The 17,399-nt window shown below is 72.3% G+C and carries 14 protein-coding genes and 1 rRNA gene; 11 read left to right on the forward strand and 4 right to left on the reverse strand.

Going from position 1 to position 17,399, the window contains the following annotated elements; genetic code table 11:
• Nucleotides 1-85 (forward strand): 5S ribosomal RNA (gene rrf / locus AC07BS_RS34055); the annotation flags it as partial.
• A gap of 142 nt (nt 86-227) precedes the next feature.
• Here the strand turns inward: rrf and AC07BS_RS34060 are convergent.
• A complete protein-coding gene (locus tag AC07BS_RS34060; protein WP_478935458.1) occupies nt 228-1,313 on the reverse strand; it encodes a hypothetical protein in 1,086 nt (361 codons plus the stop codon).
• A gap of 147 nt (nt 1,314-1,460) precedes the next feature.
• Between AC07BS_RS34060 and mtnA the strand changes: the two genes are divergently transcribed.
• The 7 genes from mtnA (at nt 1,461) to AC07BS_RS34095 (ending at nt 10,063) form a co-directional block, all read left to right on the forward strand.
• Nucleotides 1,461-2,609, forward strand: coding sequence for an S-methyl-5-thioribose-1-phosphate isomerase (gene mtnA, locus AC07BS_RS34065; protein WP_478935459.1), 1,149 nt, complete (start codon nt 1,461-1,463; stop codon nt 2,607-2,609).
• Nucleotides 2,606-3,283 carry a two-component system response regulator MtrA gene (mtrA, locus tag AC07BS_RS34070; protein WP_010356958.1) on the forward strand — a complete coding sequence of 226 codons (678 nt, stop codon included), beginning with the start codon at nt 2,606-2,608 and terminating at the stop codon, nt 3,281-3,283. Before mtnA ends, mtrA begins: the two co-directional genes overlap by 4 nt.
• 1 nt (nt 3,284) lies before the next feature.
• Nucleotides 3,285-5,372 (forward strand): MtrAB system histidine kinase MtrB, encoded by a 2,088-nt coding sequence (mtrB, locus tag AC07BS_RS34075; protein ID WP_478650717.1) that lies wholly within the window; start codon nt 3,285-3,287, stop codon nt 5,370-5,372.
• Nucleotides 5,356-7,191, forward strand: coding sequence for an LpqB family beta-propeller domain-containing protein (locus AC07BS_RS34080; protein WP_478650715.1), 1,836 nt, complete (start codon nt 5,356-5,358; stop codon nt 7,189-7,191). The genes mtrB and AC07BS_RS34080 overlap by 17 nt, the downstream gene beginning before the upstream one ends.
• A 110-nt stretch (nt 7,192-7,301) precedes the next feature.
• Nucleotides 7,302-8,012: a ComF family protein gene (locus tag AC07BS_RS34085; RefSeq protein WP_478935460.1), complete on the forward strand. Its 711-nt coding sequence runs from the start codon at nt 7,302-7,304 to the stop codon at nt 8,010-8,012.
• A gap of 387 nt (nt 8,013-8,399) precedes the next feature.
• A complete protein-coding gene (hpf, locus tag AC07BS_RS34090) occupies nt 8,400-9,089 on the forward strand; it encodes a ribosome hibernation-promoting factor, HPF/YfiA family (protein ID WP_478650711.1) in 690 nt (229 codons plus the stop codon).
• 233 nt (nt 9,090-9,322) lie between these two features.
• Nucleotides 9,323-10,063, forward strand: a complete 741-nt coding sequence (locus AC07BS_RS34095) for a response regulator (protein ID WP_478650709.1) — start codon at nt 9,323-9,325, stop codon at nt 10,061-10,063.
• Nucleotides 10,064-10,124: 61 nt separating this feature from the next.
• Here the strand turns inward: AC07BS_RS34095 and AC07BS_RS34100 are convergent, their stop codons facing one another.
• Nucleotides 10,125-11,369, reverse strand: coding sequence for a winged helix-turn-helix domain-containing protein (locus AC07BS_RS34100; RefSeq protein ID WP_478650707.1), 1,245 nt, complete (start codon nt 11,367-11,369; stop codon nt 10,125-10,127).
• 52 nt (nt 11,370-11,421) lie between these two features.
• Nucleotides 11,422-12,015: a GNAT family N-acetyltransferase gene (locus AC07BS_RS34105; RefSeq protein ID WP_478650705.1), complete on the reverse strand. Its 594-nt coding sequence runs from the start codon at nt 12,013-12,015 to the stop codon at nt 11,422-11,424.
• Between the two features lie 227 nt (nt 12,016-12,242).
• Between AC07BS_RS34105 and secA the strand changes: the two genes are divergently transcribed.
• Complete coding sequence (gene secA / locus AC07BS_RS34110; RefSeq protein WP_478650703.1) at nt 12,243-15,065, forward strand: preprotein translocase subunit SecA; 2,823 nt, start codon at nt 12,243-12,245, stop codon at nt 15,063-15,065.
• Between the two features lie 77 nt (nt 15,066-15,142).
• Here secA and AC07BS_RS34115 read toward each other — a convergent pair whose 3' ends face one another.
• On the reverse strand, nt 15,143-15,619 hold the full coding sequence (locus AC07BS_RS34115) for an Rv3235 family protein (RefSeq protein WP_478935461.1): 477 nt from the start codon (nt 15,617-15,619) through the stop codon (nt 15,143-15,145).
• Between the two features lie 304 nt (nt 15,620-15,923).
• On the opposite strand from AC07BS_RS34115, the gene AC07BS_RS34120 reads away from it, so the two are divergent.
• A complete protein-coding gene (locus AC07BS_RS34120) occupies nt 15,924-16,427 on the forward strand; it encodes a DUF6912 family protein (RefSeq protein ID WP_478650699.1) in 504 nt (167 codons plus the stop codon).
• 69 nt (nt 16,428-16,496) lie between these two features.
• Complete coding sequence (locus tag AC07BS_RS34125) at nt 16,497-17,174, forward strand: HAD family hydrolase (protein ID WP_478650697.1); 678 nt, start codon at nt 16,497-16,499, stop codon at nt 17,172-17,174.
• Nucleotides 17,175-17,399 lie beyond the last annotated feature (225 nt).

The following is a 17,399-nucleotide window of genomic DNA, read 5'->3' on the forward strand; positions in this document are numbered from 1 at the left end:
TTACATTCCGAACCCGGAAGCTAAGCCTTTCAGCGCCGATGGTACTGCAGGGGGGACCCTGTGGGAGAGTAGGACGCCGCCGAACTCCTTTTGAAATGCCGTAGGCCCTGGAAACAGAGAAATCTGGTTCCAGGGCCTACGGCTTTTTTGCGTTCAGAGGCGGGTGCGACTCCCCCGTACCTCCTCCCCACGACGGCGGGGGAGGAGGCGAGGAAAGGAATCGCCTACTACCGCTCGTCCTCCGCAGCCGCCTGCGCGAGTTCGATGTCCAGGGATTCACGCCGAATGCGCTGATCCATATACAGCAGAGCCGTCACACCGGCCGTAATCGGCAGAGCGATCGTCGAGGAAATAGTGGCGGCGACGCCATTGATGATCAATTGCGTAAGGCTCATGTCGCCCGAGGCAAGACCGGTGGCCGCGGCATCGTCGCCAATAAAGATCATGGTGATGACGCTGGCTGGCACCTGCACCAATGTGCCGAGCATGACCACAAGAAGAGCGGCGAGAATCTGTATTCCGAGAACCCGCCCACCCGAGCCGCTCACCAGTTTCGCCGAACGGCGCATGCTCGCGATCACGCCCTGACGCTCCAGGACGAGAGCCGGCGCCGCGAGGCTGTAGCGGATCCACAGCCACACGGCCAGGACCAGGCCGCCCGCACCGCCCGCCAGCAGGGTCACCAGCGCCGGGCCCTCCGTACCGCTCGCCACGAGCAGCACGCCCGGCAGGACGCCGACCAGGAGCGCTCCGGCGATGAGCAGGGGGACCAGGCAGAACAGGCCCGCCATGGCCGGCAGGCGCGGCCGGGTGTTAGCCCAGGCCTCCCGCGCGGTGACCGGGCGGCCCAGGACGGCGCGGCTCACCACGAAGGTCAGCATGGCGGCGGCGAAGATCGAGCCCACCAGGCCGACGAGCCCCATCGCGGCCGTCCCGCTCAGCTCCTTGCCGAAGGCCTTGAGGGCCTCCTTCAGCGGAGTGCCCTCGTCGAGATCGTTCACATCGGGCATGTCCCGGAACCACAGGCCCGTGACCGTGGTGGCCACGGCCTGTGTGCCCAGGGAGACGGCGAACGAGACGCCCAGTGCCGTCCGCCAGTGCCGGCGGGCCGCGCTGAAGGCGCCGTCCAGGATCTCGCCGAGGGTCAGCGGCCGCAGGGGGATCACACCGGGCTGGGGGGCCGGGGTGTACAGCTGGCCGCCCCAGCCGCCTCCTGGGCCCCAGCCGGGCCCGCCAGGGCCTCCAGGGCCGCCGTTTCCGCCCTGCCGTCCGCCACCGCTGTCGGCGCGGGCGCGGCCCGGAGAGTCGTTCATCTCGGTAACTCCTTCTGCGTTTCTTACCAGTCAGTCATCGTGTCACGGCGGTCCCACGGCCCCCATGGGCTCGTACGGGGCTCTCGTAAGGGGGAGCCGGGCAGGGGAGGCCTTCAATAGTCGGGTCGCGCGGGGCAGACTGGACGAATGGCTGATCACCCCGTGGTACCCGCCTCCCGCCCCGGATCGTCCGCCGTTCCCGCCCTCCGCTGGGAGGAGCTTCCGGAAGGGCCCGTGATCGTTCTCCTGGACCAACGCCGGCTTCCCGCCGAGGAGACCGAGCTGGTCTGCACCGACGTCCCGGCGTTGATCGAGGCGATAGCCACGCTCGCCGTGCGCGGCGCGCCGCTGCTGGGCGTCGCGGGGGCCTACGGGGTCGCCCTGGCCGCCGTACGCGGCTTCGACGTGGACGGGGCCGCCGAGATGCTCGCCCGGGCCCGGCCCACGGCCGTCAACCTCGCCTACGGGGTACGGCGCGCGCACGCCGCCCACCGTGCCGCCGCCGAGGGCGGCGCGGACGCGGAGGGGGCCGCGGCGGCCGCCCTCGCCGAGGCGCGGGCCCTCCACCGGGAGGACGCCGAGGCCAGCGCCGGGATGGCCGCGCACGGCCTCGCCCTGCTCCAGGAGCTGCTGCCCGGGGGCGGTTTCCGCATCCTGACCCACTGCAACACCGGCGCCCTGGTCTCGGGCGGCGAAGGAACCGCGTTCGCCGTGGCGAGCGCCGCGCACCGGGCCGGTGAGCTGCGGCGGCTGTGGGTGGACGAGACGCGTCCGCTGTTGCAGGGGGCCAGGCTGACGGCGTACGAGGCCGGCCGGTCCGGGATGCCGTACACGCTGCTCACCGACAACGCGGCGGGTTCGCTGTTCTCGGCCGGGGAGGTGGACGCGGTGCTGATCGGCGCGGACCGGATCGCGGCCGACGGCTCGGTGGCCAACAAGGTCGGCAGCTATCCGCTGGCCGTGCTGGCCCGCTACCACCACGTTCCGTTCATCGTGGTCGCTCCGACGACGACCGTCGACGCGGAGACCCCGGAGGGCGCCGCGATCGAGGTGGAGCAGCGTCCGGGGCACGAGGTGACGGAGGTGCCGGGGCCCGGTGGCGGGCCCGCCGGGGCGGTGTCCGTGCCCGTCGCGCCGGTCGGAACGCAGGCCTACAATCCTGCGTTCGATGTCACACCGCCGGAGTTGGTGACCGCGATTGTCACGGAAAACGGCGTTCTTTCACCCGTCACGGAAGCGGGTCTGGCGGAGCTGTGTGACAGGTCACGATCGGGTAATGGGATGATGTCGATATGAAGGGACGCGTCCTTGTCGTCGACGACGACACCGCACTGGCCGAGATGCTCGGAATCGTGCTTCGTGGTGAGGGTTTCGAGCCGTCGTTCGTAGCGGACGGCGACAAGGCACTCGCCGCATTTCGCGAGGCAAAACCCGATCTTGTATTGCTCGATCTCATGCTGCCCGGCCGTGACGGCATCGAGGTGTGCAGGCTGATCCGGGCCGAGTCCGGCGTGCCGATCGTGATGCTGACGGCGAAGAGCGACACGGTCGACGTGGTGGTCGGGCTGGAGTCCGGCGCGGACGACTACATCGTCAAGCCGTTCAAGCCGAAGGAGCTGGTGGCCCGGATCCGGGCGCGCCTGCGGCGGTCGGAGGAGCCGGCTCCGGAGCAGCTGACCATCGGCGATCTGGTGATCGACGTGGCCGGGCACTCGGTGAAGCGCGACGGTCAGTCGATCGCGCTGACGCCGCTGGAGTTCGACCTGCTGGTGGCGCTCGCCCGCAAGCCGTGGCAGGTGTTCACCCGTGAGGTGCTGCTGGAGCAGGTCTGGGGCTACCGCCACGCCGCGGACACGCGGCTGGTGAACGTGCACGTGCAGCGGCTGCGCTCGAAGGTCGAGAAGGACCCCGAGCGGCCGGAGATCGTGGTGACCGTCCGTGGCGTGGGCTACAAGGCGGGGCCGAGCTGACATGCCTGGCAACGGTGCCGCTCCGGAGCGGGACACGGGGCGGCCCGTCGGCACGTCCGCGGCGTCGGGCGGGGGCATATCGTTCCTCCGCCGGCTGAGGCGTGCCGGAAGGCTGCTGTCGGACGGTGCGGGCGCGGCCCCGGTGCATCCGCTGCTGCGGCTGTACGCGCGCTGGGTGCGGCGGCCGCTGCTGCCCGCGATGCGGCTGTGGCGGCGCAACATCCAGCTGCGGGTCGTCGCCACCACGCTGCTGATGTCGCTCGGAGTGGTGCTGCTGCTGGGCGTCGTGGTCATCGGGCAGGTGCGCAACGGTCTGCTCGACGCCAAGCGGCACGCGTCGCAGAGCCAGGCCGAGGGCGGTTTCAAGGCGGCGCGGGACGCCGCCGACCCGGGTGCCGAGCGGAGCCAGGACGGCTCGCAGGCGGCCGGCCGGGGCAATCCGGACTCGGGCGCCTGGCTGACGGCGCTGGTGCAGCAGCTGGCCAGCGGTGGCCAGGGCGTCTATCACGTGGTGGCGCTGAGCGCCGCCGGCGACGGCAGCTATGTGGGTGTCGGGGGCACGCGCGGCCCGCGGGCCTCGGGGGACATCGATCCCGAGCGCAGTGTGCCGCAGGACCTGCGCCGGCAGCTGGACGTACGGACGGGCACCTTCGAGAAGCCCGGCACGATCAAGCGCGGCGCGTCGGACGAGGGCGAGCCGGCCCTGATCGTCGGCAAGCGCCTGTACGACGTCAACGGCGAGCCGTACCAGCTGTACTACCTCTTCCCCTTCACCCAGGAGGAGAAGTCGCTGACGCTGGTCAAGACGACCCTGGCGACGGCCGGGGTGTTCGTGGTGGTGCTGCTGGGCGCCATCGCGTGGCTGGTGGTGCGGCAGATCGTCACGCCGGTGCGGATGGCCGCGAGCATCTCCGAGCGGCTGGCCGCCGGCATGCTGCAGGAGCGGATGAAGGTCACCGGCGAGGACGACATCGCGCGCCTGGGCGAGGCCTTCAACAAGATGGCGCAGAACCTCCAGGTGAAGATCCAGCAGCTGGAGGAGCTCTCGCGGATGCAGCGCCGTTTCGTCTCGGACGTCTCGCACGAGCTGCGGACGCCGCTGACGACGGTGCGCATGGCCGCGGACGTGATCCACGAGGCGCGCCAGGACTTCGACCCGGTGACCGCGCGGTCGGCGGAGCTGCTGCTCGGCCAGCTCGACCGCTTCGAGTCGCTGCTGGCGGACCTGCTGGAGATCAGTCGTTTCGACGCGGGCGCGGCGGCCCTGGAGGCCGAGCCGATAGACCTGCGCGACGTGGTGAACCGGGTGATCGACGCGGCCCTGCCGCTGGCCGACCGCAAGGGCAGCAGGCTGCTGGTGCGCGGCGCCGAGCAGCCGGTGATCGCGGAGGCCGACGCGCGGCGTCTCGAGCGGATCCTGCGCAACCTCGTGGTCAACGCCGTGGAGCACGGCGAGGGCCGGGACGTGGTGGTGCGGCTGGCCGTGGCCGGCGGTGCCGTGGCGGTCGCGGTGCGCGACTACGGCGTCGGGCTCAAGCCGGGCGAGGCGACGCGGGTCTTCAACCGCTTCTGGCGGGCCGACCCGGCGCGTGCGCGGACGACCGGCGGTACGGGTCTGGGCCTGTCGATCGCGGTCGAGGACGCGCGGCTGCACGGTGGCTGGCTCCAGGCGTGGGGCGAGCCGGGCGGCGGTTCGCAGTTCCGGCTGACGCTGCCGCGGACGGCCGGCGACTCGCTGCGCGGCTCGCCGATCCCGCTGGAGCCCGAGGACTCGCGGCGGCACCGCGGGCTGAACGAGGCCGGGGTGCCGATGACGACGCCGGGCCGCCAGGCGCCGGTGCCGTCGCAGGGCGGGATCACGCGCAACGGTGCTGTGCAGGGCCCCGTACCGGGCGGTCCCGTGCCGGGCCGGAGCCCGCGCCCGACGGCGGACCCCACCGCGCTGCCCGGCAGCGGGGCGCGGGTGGTGCCGCGTCCGGGCGGCACGCTCGGCGGGGACAGGAACGACACGGGCGGCGACCGGACCGGGCACGGGCCCGCGGGCGGCGGCCGCGGAACGACCGGGGGTGACCGTGACGGTCAGGCGTAGGGTCCGGCGGTTCAGCCGCCGGCGCACGGCGGTCCCCGTGGCGCTGGCGCTCGGCGGCGCGCTGCTGGCGGGCTGTGCCTCGATGCCCGGCAGCGGCGAGGTGACGTCGGTGGACTCCTCGCAGCGCGCCGACGCGGACGCGCAGGTGCGGGTGTACGGGGTGCCGCCGCGCAAGAACGAGCATCCGCAGGAGCTCGTCGCCGGCTTCCTGGAGGCCACGACGAGCGACGACCCGGACTACGAGACGGCCCGGATGTACCTGGCCAGGGGCGTGAAGCGGCAGTGGGACCCGTCCGCCGAGACAACAGTGCTGGACCGTACGCCCCAGGTGCGCGTGGAGCGCGTCGGCGGTGACCGCGAGCAGGCGTACACGATCACGCTGACCGGCCGGCAGATCGCGCGGGTGGACGCCAAGCACGCGTACAAGCCGGACGAGCGACAGTTCACGACGACGCTCCACATGGCCAAGGAGGACGGCGAGTGGCGCATCGACAGGCTGGAGGCGGGCCTGGTGCTGGGCGTCTCGGACTTCCAGCGCATCTACCGCTCGGTCAATAAGTACTACTTCGCGGAGCTGGGGCCGGACGGGGGCGGCGCCGGCCGCGGCGCGCTGGTGGCGGACCCGGTGTATCTGCGCAAGCGGATCGACCCGGTGACGTCCGGGGTGAAGGCGCTGCTGGACGGCCCCACGGGCTGGCTGGGGCCGGTCGCGGGCACGGCCTTCCCGACGGGGACGCGCCTGGTCGAGCAGCGGCTGTCGCTGGACGACTCCAACGCGCTGAAGGTACGGCTGAACGACCGGGCGGCCGGTGCCAACCAGGAGCAGTGCCGGCGCATGGCCGCGCAGCTGCTGTACACGGTGCAGGAGTCGGCCAAGGTCACCGATGTGACCCTGCAGCGCAAGGACGGCTCGCGGTTGTGCGCGCTGGGCCGGGAGCAGGCCAAGGAGTACGCGCCGGACCAGGCCTCCGGGCGTCCCGACCGGCAGTACTTCGTCGACGGGCAGCACAGGATGGTGAGCCTGGCCGACACCGACAACGAGGCGCGCCGGGTGCCGGGGCCGTTCGGCGCGGACGGGGCGGCCCAGCTGCGGGCGGTCGCGGTGGACCGCAACCAGCGGCGGGCGGCCGGAGTGGCCGCTGGCGGCCAGGCGCTGTACGTCGCCCCGCTCCAGTCGGGCGCGCCGCTGGGCGAGGCCCGGCTGACCGTGCGCGGCGACGGCTCCGCGAGGACCGGGCTGACCGCGCCGAGCTGGGACGGGCTGGGCGATCTGTGGATCGCCGACCAGGACCAGGACCGGCCGCGGCTGCTGCGGCTGACCGGCGGGACGGGCACTCCCGAGGAGGTCCAGGTGCCCGGGCTGGACGGCGGGCGGATCAGCGGGGTCCGGGTGGCCGCGGACGGGGTCCGGGTCGCGCTGCTGGTGACGAAGGGCGACCATACGGTCCTCAAGCTCGGCAGGGTGGAGCGTCGGGGGAGCGTGGGACACCCGAGCCTTTCGGTGCAGGAGCTGCGGTCCGTGGCGCCGCGGCTGGAGGACGTCGCCGCGGTGTCGTGGGCGGGCGCGAGCCGGCTGCTGGTGGCGGGGCGCGAGCAGGGCGGTCCGCAGCAGCTCCAGTACGTGGAGACCGACGGGTCCCAGCCGAACGGCTCCGGGCTGCCGGGCATCACGAGCGTGCGGGGCATCGCGGCGTCGGAGGTCCCCGGCAAGGCGCAGGCGCTGGTCGCGGAGGGCGACGGCGGCATCTTCCGGCTGCTGCCGGACACCAACTGGAAGCTGGTGGGCAAGGAGGGCTCGGCCCCGGTCTACCCGGGGTGACGGGCTCCACCCGATCGTGGCGCCGTAGGCGGGCCTCGTCCACGGTTTTCCACAGGGCACGGTTTTCCACAGGGGTGGCCGGGTCCGGCCCGCCGCGGGACCGTGGAGTCGTGCGCGGATGGTGGCGGGAGATCTCGGACCTGGTGCTGCCGTCCCGCTGCGCGGGATGCGGGCGGCCCCGGGCCGTGCTGTGCGGGGAGTGCCGGGAGCGGCTGTACGGCGGGCCGCCGCGCCGGGTGCTGCCCGATCCGGTGCCGCCCGGCCTGCCGGAGGTGTGGGCCGCGGCGGTGTACGGGGCCGAGGTGCGCCAGGTGCTGCTCGCGCACAAGGAACGCGGGGCGATGGGTCTGGCCGAGCCGCTGGGCGCCGCTCTGGCGGGCGCGGTGGAGGAGGCGCGACGCTCAGGAGCGGGGTGGGGTACACGGGGCTCCAGTGGCCCGTTGCTGCTCGTCCCGGTGCCTTCCGCGCGGAGGGCGGTGGCGGGGCGGGGGCATGACGCCGGGCGGCGGATCGCGCTGGGGGCGGCGCGGGCGCTGCGGGGCGCCGGGGTGCCGGCGCGGGTGGCGGCCGTGCTGCGGATGCGGCGGGCCGTCGCGGACCAGGCGGGGCTGGACGCGCGCGGGCGCCGGGTGAATGTATCGGGGGCGATGGGGGTAGCGGGAGCAGTGGGACCGCTGTGGCAGGAGGGAGGCCCGGTGATGGTGGTGGACGACCTGATGACCACGGGATCCTCACTCGCCGAGGCGGCCAGGGCGCTGTCCGTCTCCGGCGCCGCCGTCGTGGCCGCCGCCGTGGTGGCGGTGCCCGTGAGGGCCCCGTGAACCCCCCGCCGGCGGCGTTCGGCTGGTTTCGGAAACCCACCGGAACTGTCGGGGAAGGGCCCTCGTTCCTAAGGGAAACGGCGGGAAAACACCTGAATGGAGGTACGTCCCAGGAGGGGGTACCAACGGGCTTCCCGGCGAGATATGTTCGGTTGTGAGGAATGGCAGGAGCTATGCCTCATATCTCCGATTGGCGCGCTTCGTATGCCTTCGATGAAGCTTGAGAGAAGCTCGACGAGGCGTGGAAGCAGTGGGGTGCAGGTGCTGTCGACGGGGGAGGAGGAGGTGGAAACCGCCTAGTCGGTGGCTCCGGGAGACCCCGGGGCCTGTTGCAAGAGGGATGCGCTCCGCAACCTTCGGCGGAGCGGTCCGGGAACGGAGTTCTGCGTGGACATCGTCGTCAAGGGCCGCAAGACAGAGGTCCCCGAGCGGTTTCGCAAGCACGTGGCCGAGAAGCTGAAGCTGGACAAGGTCCAGAAGCTGGACGCCAAGGTGATTCGCCTCGACGTGGAGGTGTCCAAGGAGCCCAACCCCAGGCAGGCCGACCGGTCGGACCGGGTGGAGATCACGGTGATCTCCCGTGGACCGGTGATCCGGGCGGAGGCCGCGGCGACGGATCCCTACGCCGCGCTCGATCTGGCAGCGAACAAGCTCGAGGCGCGGCTGCGCAAGCAGCACGACAAGCGCTTCGACCGCCGGGGCAACGGACGTATCCCGGCGAGCGATGTGGCGGCGGCCGTCATCGGCGCCGCGGAACTCAACGACAGCGGTCAGCTGGCTTCGGAGCAGCAGACGGGCGGGGTGCCCGTCACACACATGGGTTCGTTGGAGGTTCAGGGAGAAGGACCGCTGGTGGTCCGGGAGAAGACCCACTCCGCAGCCCCGATGACGCTCGACCAGGCGCTCTACGAAATGGAGTTGGTCGGCCACGACTTCTATCTGTTCGTCGACTCCGAGTCCAAGCTGCCCAGCGTCGTCTACCGGCGGCACGCCTACGACTACGGCGTGATCCGCCTCAACGCCGACCCGCTCTTCGAGGTGGAGCCCGGCGGCGCCGGTGGCGCGCTCGGAGGCTGAAGCGCGTGGCCACGGCCGTGATCGGCGGCCGTGGCCCGGGCGAGCCGTCGACCCGTGACGGTGCCCCGGGAGCGCGTCCGGCGCTCCCGGGGCACCGCCGCGCGGGCGCGGAACGCACCGCCCGGCGGCCCGGCATGAAATCATGAGGGGCCAACCGCCGGACCACCGGAACCGGTTGGGGCGGCGCAGACCGCGCAACCGCGAGGGGCCATGGCCTTCAGGGGGAGGAACTGATGGCGGACAGGTTCGGACCCGTGACCGGGCCCGGTGAGGACCACGAGGGCGCCCACCCGGACCGGGGCGCCGCGCGGGAGGAGCCGATCCGGGTCCTCGTGGTGGACGACCACGCGCTCTTCCGCCGGGGGCTGGAGATCGTCCTCGCGCAGGAGGAGGACATCCTGGTCGTGGGGGAGGCCGGGGACGGCGCGGAGGCGGTGGACAAGGCGGCCGACCTGCTGCCCGACATCGTGCTGATGGACGTCCGCATGCCCCGCCGCGGCGGCATCGAGGCCTGCACCTCCATCAAGGAGGTGGCCCCCAGCGCGAAGATCATCATGCTGACGATCAGCGACGAGGAGGCCGACCTCTACGACGCCATCAAGGCCGGGGCGACGGGCTACCTCCTCAAGGAGATCTCCACCGACGAGGTGGCGACCGCCATCCGCGCGGTGGCGGACGGGCAGTCGCAGATCAGCCCCTCGATGGCGTCCAAGCTGCTGACCGAGTTCAAATCGATGATCCAGCGCACCGACGAGCGCCGGCTGGTGCCGGCACCCCGGCTCACCGACCGTGAGCTGGAGGTGCTCAAGCTCGTGGCGACCGGCATGAACAACCGGGACATCGCCAAGGAGTTGTTCATCAGCGAGAACACCGTCAAGAACCACGTGCGCAACATCCTGGAGAAGCTCCAGCTGCACTCCCGGATGGAGGCCGTGGTCTACGCGATGCGGGAGAAGATCCTCGAGATCCGCTGAGCGCCGCCGAACCGAGCCGATCGGGCCGATCGGGCCGAGCCCGTTCGGCGGCCGGCGTCCCTCAGCCGCGCCCGGCGAGGGCCGAGACCAGCGCCGCGGCCAGGGCCGGGTCGTCGCAGCGCTCGACGCGCACGGCGTCGCAGCCCACCCACTCCGCCGCCTCCCACAGCGCCCGGGCCATGGGCTCCACCGCCGCGGGCCCGTCGAGCGACACCTGCCGCGCCACCAGCGTCCGGCCCTCGCGGGCCGGGTCCACCCGCCCGGCCAGCCGGCCGCCCGTCAGCAGGGGCATGGCGAAATAGCCGTGCACCCGCCGGGCCTTGGGCACATACGCCTCCAGCCGGTGGGTGAAGCCGAACATCCGCTCCGTCCGCGGCCGGTCCCAGATCAGCGAGTCGAAGGGCGACAGCAGGGTCGTGCGGTGCCGCCCCCTGGCCCCGTCGGAGAGCGCCGCGAGCGCCGCCGGGTCCGCCCAGGCCGGCTTGGACCAGCCCGCCACCGCGACCGGCACCAGCCCCGTGCCGACGAGGACCGCGTCCACCTGCTCGCCCTTGAGGCGGTGGTAGTCCGCGAGGTCGGCCCGGGTGGCCACGCCCAGGGCCGCGCCGGCCTGCGCGACCAGGCGCCGTACGCACTCGGTGTCGTCGAGGTCGTCGTGGAACAGCGCGTCAGGCACCGCGCGCGAGGCCAGGTCGTAGACCCGCTTCCAGCCGCGGCGCCGGGAACAGACCACCTCGCCGGTGTCGAGCAGCCACTCCACCGCGATCTTCGTCTCGGACCAGTCCCACCACTCGCCGCCGTTCCGCGCGCCACCGAGCTCGCCCGCCGTCAGCGGGCCCTCGGCCGCGAGCCGGTCCCGGACGGCCGCGCACGAGCGCTCGGAGTCCCGCATCACGTGCCAGCGGTGGCCGCGCGCCCGCAGCGCCCGGCGCCGGAAGGCGAAGAGCGGCCACTCCTCGATGGGCAGCACGCACGCCGCGTGCGACCAGTACTCGAAGGCACCCGTCTCGGGGTCCCCGCTCCAGTACGCCCGCTCGACCGCCTCCCGGCCCACCGCGCCCAGGCGGGCGTACGGCACGAGCTCGTGCGAGCGGGCGAGCACCGAGATCGTGTCCAGCTGGACCGCGCCCAGCCGCCGCAGCACCCCGCGCGTCCCGGCCCGCCGGTCCGGCGCGCCGAGCAGGCCCTGGGCACGCAGGGCGAGCCGCCGGGCCTCGCCGGCGGACAGCTCCGCCTCGGGGCGGGGCGTCGGCGGCGTACGGCTGGAGCGGGAGGGGCCCTTGGCGGCGGTGGCGGCGGTCGTCATACCCCGCAGCCTAGGACCGGCCACTGACAACGCGGCCGGGCGCGGGGGCCGTTCAGCCCCGGCCGGGGAACGGCAGGTACGGCTGTTCCGTCTCCCCGCCGAGGTCGGAGGGGAGCAGCGAGCCGACCCAGACGTCGCGCCGGGTGCCGTTGCGGACGACCTTGGAGCGCAGGGTGCCCTCCATCCGGAAGCCCACCTTCTGGGCGACGGCGCGCGAGCCCTCGTTGCCGGCCTCGGCGTACCACTCCAGCCGCTCGACGCCCAGGTCCTCGAAGGCCCAGCGGATCACCTCGCGCGCGGCCTCCACGGTGTACCCGCGGCCGCGGGCCTCCTTGGCGGTCCAGTAGCCGAGCTCGGCCTGGCGCTCGGCGGTGCGCAGCTCCGCGAGCCGCAGCAGGGCCATCGAGCCGACGAGCCGGCCGTCCTCGCGGTCGAAGAGACCGAAGCTGTACGCGGAGTCGTCCCGCCAGCCGGCCGGGCAGGCCTCCTCGACGAAGGCGCGGGCGTCCTCGGCGCTGTAGGGCGAGGGCACGGTCGTCCAGCGGGGGATGTCGGGGTCCTGGCAGGCCGCGTGCACCGCGGGGGCGTCGGCGGGGGTGAAGGCGCGCAGCGTGAGCCGCTCGGTGGTCAGGCGTATGGGCTCCATGAACGGAGTGTAGGGACGGGCACCCGTGTGCGGTGTCCGAATTTCCGGTGCCCGGCACCTTCCGGGAGGGCCGTTCGTTCTCCCTGTGGGTGACACCCGGCCCAGGTGACGACGGACCTCCCGGCGCGGCGGGGTCCTCGCTTACGATGGCCGTTGCGGCGGGGACTGTCCCGTCGTGCCCGCGCACCCCGCCGTGCCCAGGCCCGACCGGCAAGGAGCCAGCCTACGTGTCCGTCTTCGGCAAGATCATGCGTGCAGGAGAAGGCAAGATCCTGCGCAAGCTGCACCGCATCGCGGACCAGGTCAATTCCATCGAAGAGGACTTCCTCCACCTCTCCGACGCCGAGCTGCGCGCCCTGACCGACGAGTACAAGCAGCGGTACGCGGACGGCGAGAGCCTGGACGACCTGCTGCCCGAGGCCTTCGCGACCGTCCGCGAGGCGGCCAAGCGCGTGCTCGGCCAGCGGCACTACGACGTGCAGCTGATGGGCGGTGCCGCCCTGCACCTGGGCTACGTCGCCGAGATGAAGACCGGTGAGGGCAAGACCCTCGTCGGCACCCTCCCGGCGTATCTGAACGCGCTGTCCGGCGAGGGCGTCCACCTGATCACGGTGAACGACTACCTCGCGGAGCGCGACTCCGAGTTGATGGGCCGGGTGCACAAGTTCCTGGGTCTGTCGGTCGGCTGCATCCTCGCCAACATGACCCCGGCGCAGCGCCGCGAGCAGTACGCCTGCGACATCACGTACGGCACGAACAACGAGTTCGGCTTCGACTACCTGCGCGACAACATGGCCTGGTCGCAGGACGAGCTCGTCCAGCGCGGCCACAACTTCGCGGTCGTCGACGAGGTCGACTCCATCCTGGTCGACGAGGCCCGTACGCCGCTGATCATCTCCGGTCCGGCCGACCAGGCCACCAAGTGGTACGGCGACTTCGCCAAGCTCGTCACCCGCCTGACCAAGGGCGAGCCGGCCAACCCGCAGAAGGGCGTCGAGGAGACCGGCGACTACGACGTCGACGAGAAGAAGCGCACGGTCGCCATCCACGAGGCCGGTGTCGGCAAGGTCGAGGACTGGCTGGGCATCGACAACCTCTACGAGTCGGTCAACACCCCCCTCGTCGGCTATCTGAACAACGCCATCAAGGCGAAGGAACTGTTCAAGAAGGACAAGGACTACGTCGTCATGGACGGCGAAGTCATGATCGTCGACGAGCACACCGGCCGTATCCTCGCCGGTCGCCGCTACAACGAGGGCATGCACCAGGCCATCGAGGCGAAGGAAGGGGTGGACATCAAGGACGAGAACCAGACCCTCGCCACGATCACCCTCCAGAACTTCTTCCGCCTCTACTCCAAGCTGTCCGGTATGACCGGTACGGCCATGACCGAGGCCGCCGAGTTCCACCAGATCTACAAGCTCGGCGTGGTGCCCATCCCGACGAACCGTCCGATGCAGCGCCTGGACCAGTCCGACCTGATCTACCGCACCGAGGTCGCGAAGTTCGCCGCCGTCGTCGAGGACATCGCCGAGAAGCACGAGAAGGGCCAGCCGATCCTGGTCGGCACGACCTCGGTCGAGAAGTCCGAGTACCTCTCGCAGCAGCTCGCCAAGCGCGGTATCCCGCACGAGGTCCTCAACGCCAAGCACCACGAGCGCGAGGCCTCCATCGTCGCCCAGGCCGGCCGCAAGGGCGCCGTCACGGTGGCCACCAACATGGCCGGCCGCGGTACGGACATCAAGCTCGGCGGCAACCCCGACGACCTCGCCGAGGCGGAGCTGCGTCAGCGCGGCCTGGACCCGGTGGAGCACGTCGAGGAGTGGGCGGCCTCGCTGCCGGACGCCCTCCAGCGGGCCGAGGCCGCGGTGAAGGAGGAGTTCGAGGAGGTCAAGTCGCTCGGCGGCCTGTACGTCCTGGGCACCGAGCGCCACGAGTCCCGCCGCATCGACAACCAGCTGCGCGGTCGTTCCGGCCGTCAGGGCGACCCGGGCGAGTCCCGCTTCTACCTCTCGCTGGGTGACGACCTGATGCGCCTGTTCAAGGCCCAGATGGTCGAGCGCGTGATGGCCATGGCCAACGTCCCCGACGACGTGCCGATCGAGAACAAGATGGTCACCCGGGCCATCGCCTCCGCCCAGTCGCAGGTCGAGCAGCAGAACTTCGAGACCCGCAAGAACGTCCTGAAGTACGACGAGGTGCTCAACCGCCAGCGCGAGGTCATCTACGCCGAGCGCCGTCGCGTCCTGGAGGGCGAGGACCTCCACGAGCAGGTCCAGCACTTCATGGACGACACCATCGACGACTACATCCGCCAGGAGACCGTCGAGGGCTTCGCGGAGGAGTGGGACCTGGAGCGCCTGTGGGGCGCGTTCAAGCAGCTCTACCCGGTGCGCGTCACCATCGAGGAGCTGGAGGACGCGGCCGGCGACCGTGCGGGCATCACCGCCGAGTTCATCGCCGAGTCCATCAAGGACGACATCCACGAGCAGTACGCCGCCCGTGAGCAGCAGCTCGGCTCCGACATCATGCGCGAGCTGGAGCGCCGCGTCGTGCTGTCCGTCCTGGACCGCAAGTGGCGTGAGCACCTCTACGAGATGGACTACCTCCAGGAGGGCATCGGTCTGCGGGCCATGGCCCAGAAGGACCCGCTCGTGGAGTACCAGCGCGAGGGCTTCGACATGTTCACCGCGATGATGGAGGGCATCAAGGAGGAGTCCGTCGGCTACCTGTTCAACCTGGAGGTCCAGGTCGACCAGGAGGTCGAGGAGGTGCCGGTCGAGGAGGGCGCCGCCCCGTCCCTGGAGAAGGTCCAGGACACCGTTCCGGCGGCCCGCCCGGAGATCCGCGCCAAGGGTCTCGACGCCCCGCAGCGCCCCGCCCACCTGCACTTCTCCGCCCCCACGGTGGACGGCGAGGGCGGCGTGGTCGAGGGTGACTTCGCCAACGACGAGCCGGGCGAGTTCCGCTCCGAGGCGGACGGCCTGACCCGCGCCGAGCGCCGCCGGGCGCAGCGCAGCGGTGGCGGCGGCCGCCGTCGCAAGAAGTAGGACGAGTAGCGGGCCGCCCGGGCGGCCGTACGGGGGCGGGACACCGGTGGTGTCCCGCCCCTTCCGCGTGTCCACGCTCATGCCCGGCTCCCGCCCAGCTCGACGGCCGAGCAGCGCCAGCGCAGGTCCGGGCAGTGCTCCAGCCGGAAGGCGAGCGCCCGCAACCGGTCGCCGGCGGTGATCCGGGCGTAGGCCTCGATGACGCCGGGCCGGGGGCGGAACTCGTCGCAGCGCTGGACGACGGGTGTGGCGCGCCCCGGCGGCTCGGGCCGCAGGGGCGTGCGCGGGGCCAGCTCGGCCAGCTGGTCGTAGGCCGGGCCGAGGGCGTAGCCGAGCATCCAGTGGACCGGGCGCTGGCCGCTGAGGGTGAGCAGCAGGCGTTCGGCGAACCAGTAGCGGGGGTGGCGCTCGCGGGCGCGGCGGCGGGCGGCGGGGCCGTCGCCGGGGCGCCGGGTGTCCGCGCGCCGCGCGTCCGGCCGCCGGGAGTCCGGGCGCCGCGCCGGCGCGCTCCGCAGCCCGCTTGTGGTCCTGAGGCCGCTCGTGGTCCTGTGCATGTCCCGCCCCCGCGGTGCCCGGGCCCGGTGTGTCGTACCGGGCGGTAGCTCTGGTGGGGGATCTTCTATCGGCGTCGTCGGAAGGGCGGCAAGGACGCGGGACGGCGGTGGCCCGTCCGTCGTGGATTCACCTATCCGGGGGAGCCGGGCCGCACCCGGTGGGCGCGGCCGGGGATCGCCGGCGCCGGTCGCCCCGGCCGGCCGGGGCGACCGGCACTTCGAAGGGGGACTCGCGCCCGTATGCTGGCCCCACGGTTCGTCAGCTCTTGAGTCAGCTCTTGAGTCATCCAGGAAAGCGACGGTCATGCGCGTCTACGTCCCCCTGACCCTCTCCGGTCTCGCCGAGGTGCACAAGGCGGGCGAGCTGGGCCCGGCGCCCCTGGACGCCTACGCCGTCACCCCCGCCCTGCGCGAGTGGTACGTCTCCGACGACATCGAGGAGCTGGAGTACGCGGCGCTCGGCCGGGCCGCGCAGGGCTCGTTGCGCCGGCTGGCCGCCGACCCCGGGGCCCCGCGCCGGCGTGTGGTCGTGGCCGTGGACGTGCCCGACGGCGCCGTGACCATCGACCCCGACCCGGGCCTGGACCGGTCCGCGCTGGGCTGGGTCCGGCTGGCCGAGCCGGTGCCGCTGCGGAAGGCGGCCTCCGTGCACGTCGACTCCGACGACGCCGAGGAGGACGTGGCCGCCGCGGCCGCGGCCCTGGGCGCGGCGGACCGCGGGGACGACGACGCGCTGTTCACGGTGGACGGCGCCGAGGACCACGAGCTGATGTGGTTCGGCGTGCAGGAGATCCCGAACCTGATCTGAGCGCGGTCCGGCGCCCGTCCGAGGGATGGGTCACAGCCTCCTGTCACCCACCCCGGGTACGGTCGTGGCATGGGGACGCAGAACAACGGCGGGGACACCGCGCACATCGTCTGGGACTGGAACGGCACCCTCTTCCACGACGTCGACGCGGTGATGTCCGCGACCAACGCGGCTTTCGCCGAGATCGGCCTGGAGCCCATCACCCTCGCGCGCTACCGGGCGCTGTACTGCGTGCCGATCCCGCGGTTCTACGAGCGGCTGATGGGCCGGATGCCCACCCAGGACGAGTGGGAACACATGGACGGGGTCTTCCACCGGCACTACCGGGACCATCACATACGCTGCTCGCTCGCGGACGGCGCGGAGTCGCTGCTGCTCGGCTGGCAGGAGGCCGGCGGCACACAGTCGATCATGTCGATGTACGGGCACGAGGACCTGCTGCCGCTGGTGCGGGGCTTCGGCATCGAGCGGAGATTCATCCGGGTGGACGGACGCACGGGCCCCTCCGGCGGCAGCAAGGCGGAGCACATGGCCCGCCATCTGGCCGGTCTCGAAGGGGTGAGCGCCCGCCGTACGGTCGTGATCGGCGACGCGGTGGACGACGCGGTGGCGGCGGCGCACGTCGGTGCCCACGCCGTGCTGTACACCGGTGGGTCGCACAGCCGGGAGAGTCTGGCGGAGGCTGGCGTTCCGGTCGTGGACACGCTGGTGGAGGCCGTCGCCGAGGCCGAGCGTCTCGTCGGCTGAGCCGTCGCTGTCCACAGCGTCAAAGTTCGGGCCCGGGATTTGTACGAAAGCAGCTCGTGACGTCTTCCGGGGGAAGAGCGATAGCCTTACCAGGTGATCAGCGCGATATCCAGCAGGGGCGACGACGCCCCCGCCCTGCGCCCGGGACGCCACCACGCCCGGGCAGCCGCTGATTCCCGGAACCGGGCGCTTCACACGAACTTCACCGAGAACGCCCCGGTCACC

This window comes from Streptomyces sp. NPDC044063 (assembly GCF_056434285.1).

Excerpts from the sequence above, each read along its gene's own strand:
- AC07BS_RS34060 (WP_478935458.1), bottom strand. The coding sequence starts at position 1,313 with ATGAACGACTCTCCGGGCCGCGCCCGCGCCGACAGCGGTGGCGGACGG.
- mtnA (WP_478935459.1), top strand. The coding sequence starts at position 1,461 with ATGGCTGATCACCCCGTGGTACCCGCCTCCCGCCCCGGATCGTCCGCC.
- mtrA (WP_010356958.1), top strand. The coding sequence starts at position 2,606 with ATGAAGGGACGCGTCCTTGTCGTCGACGACGACACCGCACTGGCCGAG.
- mtrB (WP_478650717.1), top strand. The coding sequence starts at position 3,285 with ATGCCTGGCAACGGTGCCGCTCCGGAGCGGGACACGGGGCGGCCCGTC.
- AC07BS_RS34095 (WP_478650709.1), top strand. The coding sequence starts at position 9,323 with ATGGCGGACAGGTTCGGACCCGTGACCGGGCCCGGTGAGGACCACGAG.
- AC07BS_RS34100 (WP_478650707.1), bottom strand. The coding sequence starts at position 11,369 with ATGACGACCGCCGCCACCGCCGCCAAGGGCCCCTCCCGCTCCAGCCGT.
- AC07BS_RS34105 (WP_478650705.1), bottom strand. The coding sequence starts at position 12,015 with ATGGAGCCCATACGCCTGACCACCGAGCGGCTCACGCTGCGCGCCTTC.
- AC07BS_RS34115 (WP_478935461.1), bottom strand. The coding sequence starts at position 15,619 with ATGCACAGGACCACGAGCGGCCTCAGGACCACAAGCGGGCTGCGGAGC.
- AC07BS_RS34120 (WP_478650699.1), top strand. The coding sequence starts at position 15,924 with ATGCGCGTCTACGTCCCCCTGACCCTCTCCGGTCTCGCCGAGGTGCAC.
- AC07BS_RS34125 (WP_478650697.1), top strand. The coding sequence starts at position 16,497 with ATGGGGACGCAGAACAACGGCGGGGACACCGCGCACATCGTCTGGGAC.